Source organism: Streptomyces sp. SP17BM10, from assembly GCF_036322405.1.
Classification (GTDB): Bacteria; Actinomycetota; Actinomycetes; order Streptomycetales; family Streptomycetaceae; genus Kitasatospora.
The window spans coordinates 105,803-119,746 of sequence record NZ_JAQYXB010000424.1; the positions used below are offsets into that span (position 1 = coordinate 105,803).

14 protein-coding genes are annotated in these 13,944 nt (G+C 73.7%); 7 read left to right on the plus strand and 7 right to left on the minus strand.

The window, feature by feature from the left end; all coding sequences use genetic code 11:
* Nucleotides 1-64 precede the first annotated feature (64 nt).
* A complete protein-coding gene (locus tag PUR71_RS04470; protein ID WP_329924993.1) occupies nt 65-535 on the minus strand; it encodes a lytic polysaccharide monooxygenase in 471 nt (156 codons plus the stop codon).
* A gap of 68 nt (nt 536-603) precedes the next feature.
* Between PUR71_RS04470 and PUR71_RS04475 the strand changes: the two genes are divergently transcribed.
* Complete coding sequence (locus tag PUR71_RS04475) at nt 604-978, plus strand: hypothetical protein (protein WP_329924994.1); 375 nt, start codon at nt 604-606, stop codon at nt 976-978.
* Nucleotides 979-1,114: 136 nt separating this feature from the next.
* Here the strand turns inward: PUR71_RS04475 and PUR71_RS04480 are convergent, their stop codons facing one another.
* Nucleotides 1,115-1,870 (minus strand): GbsR/MarR family transcriptional regulator, encoded by a 756-nt coding sequence (locus tag PUR71_RS04480; RefSeq protein ID WP_329924995.1) that lies wholly within the window; start codon nt 1,868-1,870, stop codon nt 1,115-1,117.
* Nucleotides 1,871-2,139: 269 nt separating this feature from the next.
* Between PUR71_RS04480 and PUR71_RS04485 the strand changes: the two genes are divergently transcribed.
* Together PUR71_RS04485 and PUR71_RS04490 are read left to right on the plus strand one after the other, a co-directional pair.
* Entirely contained in the window at nt 2,140-2,802 is a 663-nt protein-coding gene (locus tag PUR71_RS04485) for a DUF4097 family beta strand repeat-containing protein (protein ID WP_329925010.1), read from the plus strand.
* Nucleotides 2,803-2,951: 149 nt separating this feature from the next.
* Nucleotides 2,952-4,097 carry a serine hydrolase domain-containing protein gene (locus PUR71_RS04490; protein ID WP_329924996.1) on the plus strand — a complete coding sequence of 382 codons (1,146 nt, stop codon included), beginning with the start codon at nt 2,952-2,954 and terminating at the stop codon, nt 4,095-4,097.
* 110 nt (nt 4,098-4,207) lie between these two features.
* Here PUR71_RS04490 and thpR read toward each other — a convergent pair whose 3' ends face one another.
* Nucleotides 4,208-4,825: an RNA 2',3'-cyclic phosphodiesterase gene (thpR, locus tag PUR71_RS04495; RefSeq protein ID WP_329924997.1), complete on the minus strand. Its 618-nt coding sequence runs from the start codon at nt 4,823-4,825 to the stop codon at nt 4,208-4,210.
* 127 nt (nt 4,826-4,952) lie between these two features.
* Here thpR and PUR71_RS04500 point away from each other — a divergent pair, with 127 nt between their 5' ends.
* Both PUR71_RS04500 and PUR71_RS04505 read left to right on the plus strand, forming a co-directional pair.
* Nucleotides 4,953-5,450, plus strand: a complete 498-nt coding sequence (locus tag PUR71_RS04500) for a phosphoribosyltransferase (RefSeq protein ID WP_329924998.1) — start codon at nt 4,953-4,955, stop codon at nt 5,448-5,450.
* A gap of 315 nt (nt 5,451-5,765) precedes the next feature.
* Nucleotides 5,766-7,388, plus strand: coding sequence for a phosphodiester glycosidase family protein (locus tag PUR71_RS04505; protein WP_329924999.1), 1,623 nt, complete (start codon nt 5,766-5,768; stop codon nt 7,386-7,388).
* A 51-nt stretch (nt 7,389-7,439) separates the two neighbouring features.
* On the opposite strand, the gene PUR71_RS04510 is transcribed toward PUR71_RS04505, so the two are convergent.
* The gene (locus PUR71_RS04510; RefSeq protein ID WP_329925000.1) at nt 7,440-7,973 is read right to left on the minus strand and encodes a barstar family protein; all 534 of its coding nucleotides are present in this window, start codon (nt 7,971-7,973) and stop codon (nt 7,440-7,442) included.
* Between the two features lie 230 nt (nt 7,974-8,203).
* Nucleotides 8,204-9,277, minus strand: a complete 1,074-nt coding sequence (locus PUR71_RS04515) for a terpene synthase family protein (protein ID WP_329925001.1) — start codon at nt 9,275-9,277, stop codon at nt 8,204-8,206.
* A gap of 596 nt (nt 9,278-9,873) precedes the next feature.
* Between PUR71_RS04515 and PUR71_RS04520 the strand changes: the two genes are divergently transcribed.
* Nucleotides 9,874-10,995, plus strand: a complete 1,122-nt coding sequence (locus PUR71_RS04520; RefSeq protein ID WP_329925002.1) for an FAD-dependent oxidoreductase — start codon at nt 9,874-9,876, stop codon at nt 10,993-10,995.
* Nucleotides 10,996-11,016: 21 nt separating this feature from the next.
* On the opposite strand, the gene PUR71_RS04525 is transcribed toward PUR71_RS04520, so the two are convergent.
* The gene (locus tag PUR71_RS04525; protein WP_329925003.1) at nt 11,017-11,622 is read right to left on the minus strand and encodes a transglutaminase-like domain-containing protein; all 606 of its coding nucleotides are present in this window, start codon (nt 11,620-11,622) and stop codon (nt 11,017-11,019) included.
* Between the two features lie 124 nt (nt 11,623-11,746).
* Nucleotides 11,747-12,445 carry a DUF4232 domain-containing protein gene (locus PUR71_RS04530; protein ID WP_329925004.1) on the minus strand — a complete coding sequence of 233 codons (699 nt, stop codon included), beginning with the start codon at nt 12,443-12,445 and terminating at the stop codon, nt 11,747-11,749.
* Nucleotides 12,446-12,710: 265 nt separating this feature from the next.
* On the opposite strand from PUR71_RS04530, the gene PUR71_RS04535 reads away from it, so the two are divergent.
* A complete protein-coding gene (locus PUR71_RS04535) occupies nt 12,711-13,412 on the plus strand; it encodes an alpha/beta fold hydrolase (protein WP_329925005.1) in 702 nt (233 codons plus the stop codon).
* Nucleotides 13,413-13,944 lie beyond the last annotated feature (532 nt).

The window sequence follows — 13,944 nt, forward strand, 5'->3', positions numbered from 1 at the left end:
GGGGCGGGCTGACTTCGCCTGCCGGTCGATGTCCACCGGGATCCCGCGGAGTTGCAGCCGCGCACTACCGGCTGTGGGCAACCTGGTTGCGGCGGCGGCGCTTGACGGCCAGGGCGGTCGCGCCGACGAAGAGGAGCGACAGGCCGATCGCGCCGATCGGTCCGACGGGGCGGTCGGATCCGGTGTGCGCCAGTTGCGTCTGGTCCGGGGCCGGGACCTGGGCCGTCCCGGCGGGCGGCGCCGTGTCGGGAGCCGAGGGGGTCCGCAGCACGTCCGGCGGTGCTGCGGCAGCCGGGGTGGAAGGCGCGGCGTGCTCGTGCGGGACGGCCGTCGCCGCCGGAACGCGCGGCGCGGTGGCCGTGGGGGTGGGGATCGCCGGGTGATCGTGGGCGGCGGGGTGCACGGTGGATGCGGCGGTCGTGGCAGGAGGAGTGGTGCCGGTGCCGTCGAAGACGACGTCGGAGCAGGCGTAGAAGGCCTCGGGGCTGTCGGAGCGTTGCCAGATGACGTAGATCAGCTGCGTGCGCGCGATCACGGGGGTGCCGGGTGCGCGGACGATAATGACCGGGCTGCTGGAGAGTCGATGGAGAGGCGGAGAAACGGATGACCCTGGTGGAAGGCCTGCGCGTCAGGTTGGCCGAGGATCTCGCGCTCGGTGAGGCGCTCGCCGGGGAGGCCGGGGCCGTCGTCGGGTTCCTCTCGCTGGGGGCGGGGGTCGAGGGCACCGTCGAGCGGGTGGACGGCGAGCTCCCCGAGAGCCACGAGGTCCGCGAGTACCTGCGGCTCAAGGCGCTGTTCGAGGATTACGGGCACACCATGCCGGCGGCGAGCCGCGAGCGGCTGGAGGGCGAGATCGCCGCGCTGGAGCCGCAGTGGGCCGCTCACCGGGAACGGGGCAAGCAGGTGACGGTCCGGGTCCGCCTGGACAACGGCCTCGTCCTCGACGGGGCGCACCAGGACGTCCTCGCTCCTCTGTGAGGCCGGCGACCGCCGGGCTCTGGGGCGCCGGCCCCTGAGCGGGCGCCGGCGCCCGTAGCCCCATGCCGACCACCGCGGCAGCGCTCGCGTGCGACCCGATGCGTGCGGGGACATCGCCGCCCCCGTCCGAACGACCCTACGGGTGGTCCGAGCCCGGTTCGGCGGAGCCGTCCGGGCCCGTCCCGGTTCTGGCGTAGAGGACTTCGCGCCCCTGCTCCGCGGCGCGGATGAGCCCCTCGCTGACGAAGTCGAGGAAGCGGGCGGCGTTCTCCAGGCGGGTGGCGGCCGGGGTGCCGCGGCCGAGGACGCCGACGCCCTGCCGGGCGGTCTCGATGAACTGGTCGTTGGCCCGGGCGCTGCGGATCATCGACTGGTACCAGAGGTCGTCGTCGACGACGTACCGCTCGCGGCGGCGCTCGTCGCGTTCCCGGCGGACGAGGTCCAGGCCTTCGAGGAACGTGATCGCCTTCGAGATGGACGCCGGACTGACCTGGAGGCGCTGGGCGAGTTCGGATGCGGTGAGGCTGCCGCTGTCGACGGTGTAGAGGCAGCCCAGCACCCGGGCCATCATCTTGGGCAGGCCCGAGGTCATGAAGACGGTGGTGAGGGTCTCCTGATAGTCGCGCAGGGCCGCGGCGTCGCGTCCGTGGGCCTGCGGGAGCGCGGTCGGGTCGTGGGGCGCGGCCTGGGTGCGGCGGCGGGTGCGCTGCTGGGTGGCGCGGTGGGCCAGGTCGGCGCGGTAGCCGGCGGGACCGCCGTTGCGCATCACCTCGCGCGTGACCGTCGAGGTCGGACGGTCGAGACGTCTGGCGATCTCCGCGTAGGCGAGGTTGTCGGAGAGTCCCAGCGCGATCTGCTGGCGCTCCTGCTGAGTGAGCCTGCCGCCCGGCATCACGGCCCCCTTCTTCGTGCCCCACGGGTGCCCGGTGGGGCTGCTCGATGCTTCCTGGCGCCGCCACCATAGCGTTCACCTCCAATGCATTGCAACGAACAACCGCTCCACCGTTGCGTTAATTCGGAGTCCGTTGCAATGATAGTGCGTCATCTACCTGCACAGATAGGCCTCTTAAGCAAAGTATCCGTTGCCGCCATTTGGAAAGCAACGTAGTGTTTCCAGTGTTCGGAAACACCGGACGGCACACGCAACGGGAGACCACGATGATGCAGAAGTTCGACACCCCCACCCCCATCTCCGCCGTCCTGGACATCCCCGCGGGGCGCGTCCAGTTCATCGCCGCGGACCGGGCCGACACCGCGGTCGAGGTCCTGCCCGCGAACGCCTCGAAGGGCCGCGACGTGAAGGCGGCGGAGCAGACCACGGTCGAATACGCCGACGGGGTCCTGCGGATCGAGAACCCGGTGAAGAACCAGTACCTCGGCCCTTCCGGAGCCGTCGAGGTGACGGTCAAGCTGCCCGCCGGTTCCCGGGTCGAGGCCCGGGCGGCCGGCGCCGAACTGCGTGGCGTCGGGCGTCTCGGCGACATCGCCTTCGAAGGCGCCTACCGCCGGATCAAGCTGGACGAGGCCGCGAGCGTCCGTCTCACCGCGGTCGACGGCGACGTCGAGGTCGGCCGGCTGGGCGGGCCCGCGCACATCAGCACCGCCAGGGGCGACATCCGGATCGCCGAGGCCGCGGGCGGCGCCGTCGTGCTCAGCACCCAGTCCGGCGACATCACGGTCGGCGCCGCCGCCGGTGTGTCGGCGACCCTGGACGCCGGCACCGGCCACGGCCGCATCACCAACGCCCTCAAGAACGACGGGAGCGCCGCTCTCGACATCCGCGCCACCACCGCCTACGGCGACATCACCGCCCGCAGCCTCTGACCCGCCGTTCCGAAGACGCACCCCGGGCCACCGGCGCCCCGGTCCACGCTCACCCGCTCACACCACGCCCGCGGCGGCCGGCGCCGCCTCATCGCCGCCGCGGGAGCCATACCCTCCCGACCCCTCACGCAGCCACAAGGAGCACAGCCATGCCTCTCACCCCCACCGGCCAGGACCGCCCGGAACTGCGGAAGGCCGTCGAGGAGATCGTCGAGTCCGGTTTCGCCGGCGTGCAACTGCGCGTGAACGACGAGCACGGCGAGTGGGTCACCAGCGCCGGGGTGCGCAAGCTGGGCGAGAGCGCCGAGCCGCCGACCGACGGGCGGTTCCGGATCGGCAGCACCACCAAGACCTTCACCGCGACCGCGGTACTGCGGCTGGTCGCCGAGGGCAGGATCGGCCTCGACGACCCGGCGGACGACTACCTGCCCGAGTACGGGCTGGACCGGCGGATCACGGTGCGGATGCTGCTGCAGCACACCAGCGGGCTGTTCAACTTCACCGGCGAGTACTACGACGACGGGACGGTCGCGCCGGGGATCCCCTGGCAGGGCCAGGAGTACGTGGACCACCAGTTCCACACCTACCAGCCCCAGGAACTGGTACGGCTGGCACTGTCCAAGCCGGCGCGGTTCGAGCCGGGAACGGACTGGAGCTACTCCAACACCAACTACGTCCTGGCCAGGCTGCTGGTCGAGAACGTGACGGGCCGTCCGTTCGCCGAGGAGATGCACCGGCTGGTCCTGGAGCCACTGGGACTGACGGGCACCGTGGTGCCGGACGCCTCGCCGGAGATCCCCGGCCCGCACGCCCATGGCTACTACCGCTACGAGCACGCCGGCCAGTGGAAGGTGGTCGACGTCACCCGCTTCAACGTCTCCTGGATCTCCGCCGCCGGCGACATGATATCGACCACCAAGGACCTCCACACCTTCTTCTCCGCGCTCATGAGCGGCAGGCTCCTGCCGGAACCGCTGCTGGCCGAAATGCGCACGCCGCACCCCAAACTCGGCTACGGACTGGGGCTGTTCGCCGAGGAGACCGACGGCGGCACCGTCTACCACCACAACGGCGGCTTCTTCGGCTGGGCGGCGCTGATGTACGGCACGCCCGACGGCAGCACGACCCTGACCGCCTCACTGACCACCGGTGACGCCGAACTCGACTTCGCCGCCACGGCCCAGGCGTTCCAGAAGGCGCAGCAGCGGCTCGTCAAGGAGGTGTTCCGCGGCGGGAGGACCGAACCGGCCCGCAGGACTGCCGAGTCGGCCGAATCGGCCGAATCGGCCCGGTAGGGGTAGCGAGAGGCGCGGACCGGCCACGCCGTATTCGGCGTGGCCGGTTCACGTGTGTGGACCCCGGACCGGTCGGGTACGGGCCCGCTCCGCAGGCGTCCGCCGGGCGGCTACGGCGTGGCGGGAGTGCTGTCGCCGCCGGTGCGGGACGCGGTGCCGAAGCGCCAGGCCTCGATGTCGCGGTAGCGGATCGGGCCGGGGCCGCGGCCGGTGTTGCTGCCGACCAGGTGGAGGCGCTCGGCCTGCCACGGCCGGCCCTCGAACCCGGCGAGGCCGGCCGCGGCCTGCGGCACGCTGGTGGGGTCGTCGCGGCGGGCGCGGGCCAGGGTCAGGTGGGGGCGCAGCGGGCGGCTGCGGTACTCGATGCCGCAGGAGGCGACCAGGTCACGGACGTCGGTGGCGAGTTGGTGGAGTCCGTCCAGGTCGCCGTCGATGCCGCTCCACAGCAGCCTCTCGTCGAAGTGGCCTCCGCCGCGCAGGGCCAGATGCAGGGCGGGGTGGGAGGCCGCGCGGGCGGCGAGCAGTGGTTGCAGCAACGGCACTGCGGTGGAGGGGAGTTCGCCGAGGAAGGCCAGGGTGATGTGCCAGTCCTCGATCCGGTTCCAGCGCAGCCGCGGGTACCTGGCGTAGGCGGGCTGCAGGGCCCGGGCCAGTTCGGCCTTGGCGTCGTCGGGTGGGGCCAGCGCGATGAAGACGCGCAGGGTCGAGGGCTCGGGGGGAACGTCCACGAGGGATTTCTAGCACCCCGCCGGCGGCGAGCCGCGGGGTGGGGGCCGGGGCCGGGGCCCGGCCGGCCGGCGCTTTCCCGGCGTGCCGGGCTCGCCAGCCGGCCGGGGGACGGGGAGACTGGGCACTGTGACCGACGTGCGCGAGACCTTGACTTACGAGATGTTCGGGCGGGCGGTGCGCGAGCTCGCGCACACGATCGCCGCCGACGGGTTCGAGCCCGACCTCGTCCTGAGCATCGCCCGTGGCGGCGTGTTCGTGGCGGGCGCTCTGGCGTACGCGCTGGACTGCAAGAACATCCACCTCGTGAACGTCGAGTTCTACACGGGCGTGGGCACCACCCTGGAGATGCCGGTCATGCTGGCGCCCGTCCCGGCGGCGATCGACTTCACCGCCAAGAAGGTCCTGATCGCCGACGACGTCGCCGACACGGGCAAGACGCTGAAGCTGGTGCACGACTTCTGCGTCGGGCACGTCGCCGAGGTGCGGTCCGCCGTGATCTACGAGAAGCCGCACTCGCTCGTGAAGTGCGAGTACGTGTGGAAGAAGACCGACGACTGGATCGAGTTCCCCTGGTCGACGCAGGGGCCGGTGGTCAAGCGCGCCGGCCAGGTCCTCGACGCCTGACCGGGGCCGACCCGCGTTCAGCAGTGGGGCGGCCGTCCGCCGATCGGACGGCCGCCCCTTTCGCGCGCCCGGCGCCGGCAGCACATCGTCCGGCCACGCACAGTATGATCACGCGGCCGTCGAACGATCTTCACGTGGAGACCGTGACGGTCACTCACGACCGGCCCCGTGACGAGGTACCGCCTCGGAGCGCCCGGCCCCCGGAAAGGTTCGCCCGTGCCCCGCTGGACGCGTTTGCTCCCGTCCCTGCTGCTCCTCGGTTCCATAGTCGCGCCGTCGTCCGCCGCGGCCGACGCCCCTGCGCCGCTTCCCTCCATGGCCCACGGCGACCCGCTGTTCCTCGGCATCACCGGCCCGAAGGGTTACACCGTCTTCTCGCCCGGCCCCCTCCAGACGGTCGCGAACGGCGTCACGTACCAGGCCTTCGCCCAGGGCTACGCCAGTGACCAATGGCAGATCACCCTCCGCCTCACCAACGGCGACACCCTCACCCAGGACCGCGACACCACCGCGGCGGACTCCGCGGCGGACGCCCGCGCCAGGCTCTCCAAGGTGATCCCGGCCGACCGCATCGAGATCGTCACCCTCACGGCGCCCGCCACGGTCGGCAGTTCGCCCCTCCCCGGCGGACCGGTGGCGTACGCGGTGCGGATCAAGGGCTTCGACTCGGCCGCGGCCGCGCACACCGCCCTCGACACCCAGGTGGTTCCCGCCGGACTGGCGGGCAAGGTCCTCTACACGGCCCAGGACGGCGCCCCCAGCACCGGCCCGTGGAACATCCGCGTGATCTCCATCGCCCCGGATTCCCCCTACGCCCTGAAGGCGGTGCACGGCGCCGACCTGCGGACCCCGGAGACCCTGCGCGACCAGGTCCGGCTGAGCGGGGCGCTCCTCGGGGTCAACGCCTCCGAAGCCGTGCCGATCGACCAGGCCCCGAACTCCGTGTACCTGACGCCCGAGGACGGCAGGTACACGGGGATCCCGGAGGGCGTCGTGATGGAGGGCGGCAACCTGCTCAGCACGGCCAACGACGGGCGCAGCGCCCTGGTGCTCGGCCACGGCGCCCCTGTGGCCGACAGCGCCCGGATCGCGGAGATCTCCACCGCCGTCTCCGTCTCGGCGGGCGGCTCCTCGCACCCGGTCACCGGCATCGACCGCGTCCCCGGCTACGTCTACGGCTGCGGCATGCCGGGGCTGCGCTCGGCCGACCCGTACCGCAACCCCGGCGCCGCCTGGCGCAACGCGCCCTGCACCACCACCGACGACCTGGTCGCGTTCCGGCCCGAGTGGGGCGACAGCACGCCGCCCGCGGCCGACCCCTCGCTCCCCGTCCGGGAGGTGGTGATGGACGGCAACTGGACCGTCACCGACGCCCACACCTGGCTCGGCACCGCGATCCCCGCCGGCGGCCGCGTCCTCCAGGCCGTCGGCCAGAAGGCCGTCCAGTGGCTCACGGACCACGCTCCCAAGGGAGCCACCCTCCAGCCCTCCGCCTCCGTCACCGACCAGAACGGCGCCTCCGTCACGGCCGGAAGCCCGGACATGCTCGTCGGCGGCGGCCCCGCCCTGATGCGTGACGGCCGGATCTACATCAACGCGCGCGAGAACGGCATCCTCACCGACGCCTACACCGCCAGCAACACCCTGGCCGAGCGCATGCCCCGCACGATGGTGGGCATCGCCAAGGACGGCACCGTGCACCTGGTCACGGTCGACGGCCGCAACCCCGACTCCAGCGTCGGCGTCACGATGAGCGAGGCGGCCGCGGTCATGCAGTGGGTCGGTGACACCGACGCCCTCGAACTGGGCAACGGCGGCGACACCGCGATGATCATCAAGGACACGCTCTACAACACCCCGATGAACGACTGGGGCTCCGCTCCCAAGACGGGTTACGAGCGGAAGCTGACCAACGCGTTGGTCCTGGCGCCCCGTTGAGCCGGAGCCGGTAACGGGCCCTCCGCTGCGGCGGCTCGGCGGAGGAGGGGGTCAGCGCGGTTCGACGGTGATGCCCACGCGGGCGAGCAGGCGCAGGACGTCGTCGACGTAGGGCGTCTGGCCCTCCGTGTCCACGCTCACCGCGGCCAGCGCGCGGCGGGCGACCTCGGCGTCGTGCCAGACCAGGGTGAACGGCTCGGGCGGCGCGTCCCCGCCGCAGGGGCAGCCGCGCAGGGCGTGCCAGCACTGGGGGTAGTGGCCGCCGGGGCCGGCGACCGCCTCGCCGATGGCGCACACCAGTCCCGGCACGTCGGTGACGTGCCGGCCGTCGAGGTGGCGCACGGGGCCGGTCGGGAGTCCGCCGGTGTCCTGACGGGCGGCGGCGAAGGCGGACCACTCGGCCCGGCCCTCACTCGGGAACGCGGCCCACGTGCCGGGCTCGGCCGGCGGTCCCTCGAACCAGGCGTCCCACACCGGCCGGGCCGCCGGCACGATCAGCTCGTCGTCCCATTCCTCTTCGACCAGGACGTACTTGAGCGGCTGTGCGCGCTCCCAGGTCCAGATGGTATCCAGCGCCGGCGTCACGACCTGTGCCCCCTGTGTGTGCTGTGCCTGTTCACCGCCCCCGTAGCCTGCCACCGCCCGGGCCGGGCGCGGACGGCGGGGCTGTGGTCGGGGCGCCGTGGCGGGGTGTCAGGGCTGCTCCGCCCCCTGCCAGGGTCGGTGTGCCCTGGCAGGGGGTGAGCCGCCGCCCCGGGTCGTGGCCGGGACGGGCCCCGCGGCACCTGCCGGCGGTCGGCGCCCGGTGGGCGGGGTCAGCGGGTCGCGGCGGCGTTCGTCCGGGTGCGGCGGGAGCGCGGGCCGACGGCCTTCCAGGTGCGGACGGCGGGGCTGATCAGGACGTCGCGCAGGGCGCGGCGCGCCGGGGTGGGGGCGCCGGACACCGGGTACCGGGCGCTGGTGCCGGTCCAGGTGGTGAGGGCGGCGAGGAACCGGTCGAGGAGCAGGGCGAAGCGGTGGGTGTCCAGGACCTGGTCCACCGGGGGGCCGGCGGCGGCGCCGGCCTCGGTGGGCGGTCCGGCGTGGAAGCCGCGCCGCACCGCCGAGTGGAGCCAGTCGAAGCGGCGTTCCTCCGCGTGGAGGCGCTCGCTGACGTCCTGGCGGGCCTGCGCCTCGGACAGGCCGCCGTCGGCCATCCGGGCGGTGACGGCGTTGAAGGTCTCGTCCTTGCCGCCGCCGGCGAGGTCGTTCGTGAGGATCCCGCAGGTCGAGAAGGCATCGAGGAGGTCCTGCACCATGGGGTCGTCCCAGTGCGGCGTGATGCACTGGTCGGCGAGTTCGCACCACATGGCCGCCAGGAGCATGCCGCCGTCGGCCGGACGGAGCATCAGGTACTCGCGCAGCGTGGGCGTGCGTCCCGGCTGCACGTAGTGCACCAGCTTGTCGCGGGCCGCGACGATCCAGGCGGCCAGTTGCTCGCGGTAGCGCTGCCACCAGGGGTCGGGCATGATCGCGCGGGTCTGCCGGACCAGTTCGGCGAGCGCGTGGACCGCGGGATGGTCGTCGGGCGCGGGCCGGTCGCTCTCGGCGCAGACGCACAGCAGGGAGCGGGTCAGCCGCCCGACCGCCTCCAGCGGGGCGCCGCGGAGGTCTCCGTCCAGCAGGTCGTCGGTCGTCCACGTCCACAGGGCCCAGCGCGCGGCCAGGCGCAGCGGGGCCCCGCCGGCGGTCGGCCAGGCCTTGAGGCACAGGTCCACGTATCCGTGGGCGAGGTAGGCCTCGGGGGCCGGGTGCAAACCGTACCGTTTCAGGAATTCGAGAGCATCAACGCTCAGGTCGGCGCGTTCGGCTTCCCTGGGCTGCGGAATGAGGCGGAATAGGTCGCTCACCGGTCGGCTCCTCGTGTGAAGGACCCGAGCCGGCCGACGTCTTCGGCGGCCTGCTCGGAGGCGCGAGCTGTCTCACGCGCTGCACGACCAACGACCGTCCGGCCGAGCCGATGCGTTTCCTGCGCACACCCGCGCACCATTCGGCCGGGGTTTGAGGGTTGCGTGTGACACATGTGTGGCCGCCGGGGCGGCCGGGGCCTTCAATCCTGACGGACCGTCAAGAGGGTGCAGCAGCCGGGCACTGGGAGAAGATCGGATACGGACGGCAGTGGTCACGGGCAGGCACCGGCCGTCGGCGTGCGCGGGGAGGTGGCCGAAGTGACGGGTGCGGACGGCGGCGCGGGACGGTGTGGGGACGTGTTCGGGCGCACGGTTGGCGCAGTCGGCGGCCGGGTCGTCCTCGGGAGGAAGAGGGCGCGCACCGGCGGCCGTGCGCCCCGCCTTTCGGCCGCTGTCCGGGGCGGCGGCTGGTGGTGTAAAGACAGTCGTCCGACAGGGGGCGACGGTCGGATGACGGCGGTATGACGGCGGCACCTGACAGCGTCCGGGGACGGCCGGCCGGAGCAATCGGGCGGCCCGATCCCGAAGGAGTCACCATGCGCACACCCGTCACGATCATCGGCGCCGGGCTCGGCGGCCTCACCCTGGCCCGGGTCCTGCACCTGCACGGCTTCCCGGTCACGGTCCACGAGGCCGATCCCTCCCCGTCGGCGCGCGCGCAGGGCGGGCTGCTCGACATCCACGACTACAACGGGCAACTCGCCGTGGCGGCGGCCGGGCTGACGGAGGAGTTCCGCTCCATCGTGCTGGAGGGCCGCCAGGCGATGCGGGTGCTGGAGCCCGACGGCACCGTCCTGTTCGAGCAGGCCGACGACGGCACGGGCGGGCGCCCCGAGGTGCAGCGCGGCGACCTGCGGCGGATCCTGCTCGACTCGCTGCCCGCCGGCACCGTCCGGTGGGGGCGCAAGGCGACCGCCGTCCGCCCGCTGGGCGGCGGCCGTCACGAGGTGGCGTTCGCCGACGGCTCCACCCTCGTGACGGACCTGCTGGTGGGGGCCGACGGCGCGTGGTCGCGCGTGCGGCCGCTGCTCTCCGCCGCCCGGCCCGCGTACACCGGCAAGTCGGTCGTCGAGACGTACCTGACCGACGCGCGCACCCGCCTCCCGGCCACCGCGCGGGCGGTCGGCGGCGGCTCGATGATCGCGGCGTCGTCGCCGGGCCGGGAGATCTTCGCGCACCGGGAGAGCGGCGACGTCCTGCACGCCTACATCGGGATCACCGAGCCGCTGGACTGGTTCGCGGGCCTCGACGTCACCGACGCGGCCGCGACCACCGCGCGCATCGCGCGGGAGTTCGCCCACTGGGCGCCGGAGCTCCTCGCGCTGGTCACCGAGGCGGACTCCGCACCGACCCTGCGCCACCTCTTCGCCCTGCCGGCCGAGCACCGGTGGGAGCGGGTGGCGGGGGTGACCCTGCTCGGCGACGCCGCCCACCTCCAGGCCCCGAACGGGGAGGGCGCCAACCTGGCCATGCTCGACGGCGCCGAGCTCGGCCTGGCCCTCGCCGCGCACCCCGGCGACGTCGAGGCGGCGCTCGCCGCGTACGAGCGGGACATGTTCCCCCGCAGCGCGGCGGCCGCCGCGTCGTTCCCGGAGGGCGGCTCCGGGGACGACGCGGTCCATCCCCTGATCGGGCTCCTCACCGGGCAGGGCCGGTGAGGAGCTGAAGCCCGGGGCCGGTCACGCACCGGCCCCGGCGCGGCGGTCGTCCGCCGGGAGCGGGAGCTCGTCCGGGAGGTGGCCGTAGCCGGACCGGCCCGGCACCGCCCGGGCGAGTGCCCGGAGCAGCGGGGCGGGCGGGGCGGCGAAGACACCGGGGTGGTCGCGCTCGCCCAGCTCCGGGCGGACGGGCCAGGCCAGCCGTTCCGTGTCCAGGTCGTAGCGCGCGTCCACGCCCTCCCGGTTGCCCCGGGCGTCAAGGCGCGACCAGCGGCCCTCCAGGTGCACGGCGTTGAGGCCGTGCAGCACGAAGCCGCCCTCGCCGTCCTCCAGGCGCTGGTAGCACAGGCCGGCCGGCACACCCTGCGCCCGCAGCAGCGCGGCCAGCAGGTGGGACTTGCCGTGGCAGATCGCGTTGCCCGCGGCGAGCACCTCGGAGGCGCGGAACGCCCCGCTGTGGGCGTCCGCGTCGGCGGAGTGCCACACCCGGTCGCGCACGTGGTGGTAGGCCGCCTCGGGGGTGGCCAGCTCGGCGGCCAGCCGCCGCAGTGCGGGGTGCTGGTGGTCGATCACGTCGTCCGCCGCGAGGTAGGCGGCGAGGTCGTCGCTCTCCGGTTGAAGGATCATGGCGTCCACGGTGTCGCGCGCACCGCCCCCTGCGGGCGCAATTCCACTCCCTGGACAGCGGGCTTCCCGGGGGGCCTGCACACCGTGCCCGACGGGTCGTGGCCCGGCTCGCGCCCGGTGTGCGTCAGGACGGGCTGGTGGCCAGCAGGGCGGTGGTGGTCACCTTGTTGTCGCACTCGGCGAACAGGCCGTCGTCCAGGGCCACTTGGTGTGCTCCCGCGCCGCCCGGCAGGCCCAGCACGAGGGTGGGGTAGGCGACCGGTGTGGCGCCGGAGACGCAGTAGCCGTCGGCCTCGCCCTGGACCTGGACGAAGGTGAGCTTCACCCAGGCCTTGCCGCCCGGGGCCAGCTTGACGGGGGTGGCGGAGCCGGTGTGGGTCACGGTGAGGGGGGCGTTGTGGTCCGGGGAGCCGTTGGCCGCGCCGGCCACCGTCGGGAAGCCCTCCAGTGTGCACGGGTGCGCGGAGCCGTTGGTGAAGGCGACGATCGCCGCTCCGGTGCCCGTGCCGTTGGGGCGCTGCTTCGCCTGGTGGGCGTCCACCTTCAGCTCGCCGGGCGTACAGGTCGGCGCCGCCGCGCCGGACGGCGTGGACGACGCGGCCGCCGTGCCGGGCGCGGCGGAGGGCGTGCCGCCCTTGACGGGGGCCGCGGGCGTGGTGCTCGGCGCGGTCGGGGCGGTCGCCGCCGCCGACGGGGCCGCGGTGGTGGCGGGCTGGTCGTCCCCCGGTCCGCAGGCCGTGATCACCAGGGCTGCCGCGGCGGCCGAGACCACGGCAACCGCGGGTCTGAGGGCCTTCTTCGCGTACTGCGCGTTCTGCTGCATGTCTCCCCCGAAGGATCGAGTGGTACCGGTCCAGTACCGGCTTCTGCCCGGTACACACCTCCGTCGCGCCATCGGTTCCTCAGGCGGGCGCCTGTGACAGGACGGTGACGAGATCTTTCTCCGCCCTTGGCGCGACCAGGGGCGCGGCCGCCGACCGGCCGTCAGTCCGCGGCTGGTCCCGGCGCCGGGTCGTGGCGGCGCGGTGTCGGTGGGACCCGCTAGCGTCGGGACGTGTGGGCGGCGGCCCACGAGGAGGAGGACGGCGATGGCGACCTTCACGCTCGTTCCCGGTGCCGACGGCCGGGCCTGGTTCTGGCACCGGCTGGTGCCCGAACTGCGGGGCCGGGGGCACGACGTGGTCACGATGGACCTGCCGGGCGAGGACTCGGCGGGCCTGGAGGAGTTCGCGGGGGCGATCGTCTCCGCGGTGGAGCGGCACGCCGGCCTCGCCGCTCCCCTGGTCCTGGTGGCGCAGTCCCTCGGAGGATTCGCGGCCCCGCTGGTGTGCGGGCGCCTGCCGGTGCCCGTCGCCGAACTGGTGCTGCTCAACGCCATGGTCCCGGCCCCCGGGGAAACGGCCGGGCAGTGGTGGGAGAACACAGGCCAGGCCGAGGCCCGTTCCGCGTACGCGGCCGCCACCGGGCGCGGTGCCGATCCCGCGTTCGACCTGCGGACCGACTTCTTCCACGACGTCCCGCCGGAGGTGACCGAGGAGGCGCTGTCCGCCGGCGGCTCGCCGCCGCCCTCCGCCCTGTTCGCCCAACCGTGGCCGCTGGCGCACTGGCCCCGGGTGCCGACCCGCTTCCTCCAGGGACGGGAGGACCGCTTCTTCCCCCTGGAGTTCCAGCGCGGGATCGTCCGGGAGCGGCTGGGGCTGGAGCTCGAGGAGATCCCCGGCGGTCACCTGGCCGCGCTCAGCCGCCCCCGCGAACTGGCCGACGCGCTGCTGCGCACGGAGCCCGCGTAGCGCTTCTTGCCCTCGGTGACGACCGCTTCGACAGCTCCGCCGTGCTCGGGTCTTCTCCCCGCGCCCGTCGGCGTCCAGGCACAGCCGCAGGCCGTCGTTGAACACGACCCTGGCGCACCCGAAGGCACGGGCGGCACGCCTGCACGGATTGACCCGGACCCGGACGCGGATGAGGTCCGGCACCCCGGTGGGTGCCGGACCTCGTCCGGTGATGGAGCGCCAGGCCCGGGTCGCACGGACTCTTCCTACTGAAAGTAGGACGTGCTCTGGTAGCACCGCTGACGCCTGTTCGGGAGATCGTTTCCTCCCGACGACAAGAACAATAGCAGGTCAGCGGCCATGCGGATGACGGGGGTCAGGCTTGGGTGGGGACTCGGCGCAGGGTGCGGACGGGGTGGGTGAGGAGGAGGGCGGCGGCGGTGGCGAGGGCCACCGCCGCGCCGACCTGGAGGACGCGGTCGGTGCCGAAGGCGCCGACGGCGGGGCCGGCGAGGGCGCTGCCGATGGGGTACATGCCGACGGAGCCGGCGAC

Bases quoted from the DNA above. Each gene is read 5' to 3' on its own strand.
- PUR71_RS04475 (WP_329924994.1), top strand. From the start codon at position 604: ATGACCCTGGTGGAAGGCCTGCGCGTCAGGTTGGCCGAGGATCTCGCG.
- PUR71_RS04480 (WP_329924995.1), bottom strand. From the start codon at position 1,870: ATGCCGGGCGGCAGGCTCACTCAGCAGGAGCGCCAGCAGATCGCGCTG.
- PUR71_RS04485 (WP_329925010.1), top strand. From the start codon at position 2,140: ATGCAGAAGTTCGACACCCCCACCCCCATCTCCGCCGTCCTGGACATC.
- PUR71_RS04490 (WP_329924996.1), top strand. From the start codon at position 2,952: ATGCCTCTCACCCCCACCGGCCAGGACCGCCCGGAACTGCGGAAGGCC.
- PUR71_RS04505 (WP_329924999.1), top strand. From the start codon at position 5,766: ATGGCCCACGGCGACCCGCTGTTCCTCGGCATCACCGGCCCGAAGGGT.
- PUR71_RS04520 (WP_329925002.1), top strand. From the start codon at position 9,874: ATGCGCACACCCGTCACGATCATCGGCGCCGGGCTCGGCGGCCTCACC.
- PUR71_RS04525 (WP_329925003.1), bottom strand. From the start codon at position 11,622: ATGATCCTTCAACCGGAGAGCGACGACCTCGCCGCCTACCTCGCGGCG.
- PUR71_RS04530 (WP_329925004.1), bottom strand. From the start codon at position 12,445: ATGCAGCAGAACGCGCAGTACGCGAAGAAGGCCCTCAGACCCGCGGTT.
- PUR71_RS04535 (WP_329925005.1), top strand. From the start codon at position 12,711: ATGGCGACCTTCACGCTCGTTCCCGGTGCCGACGGCCGGGCCTGGTTC.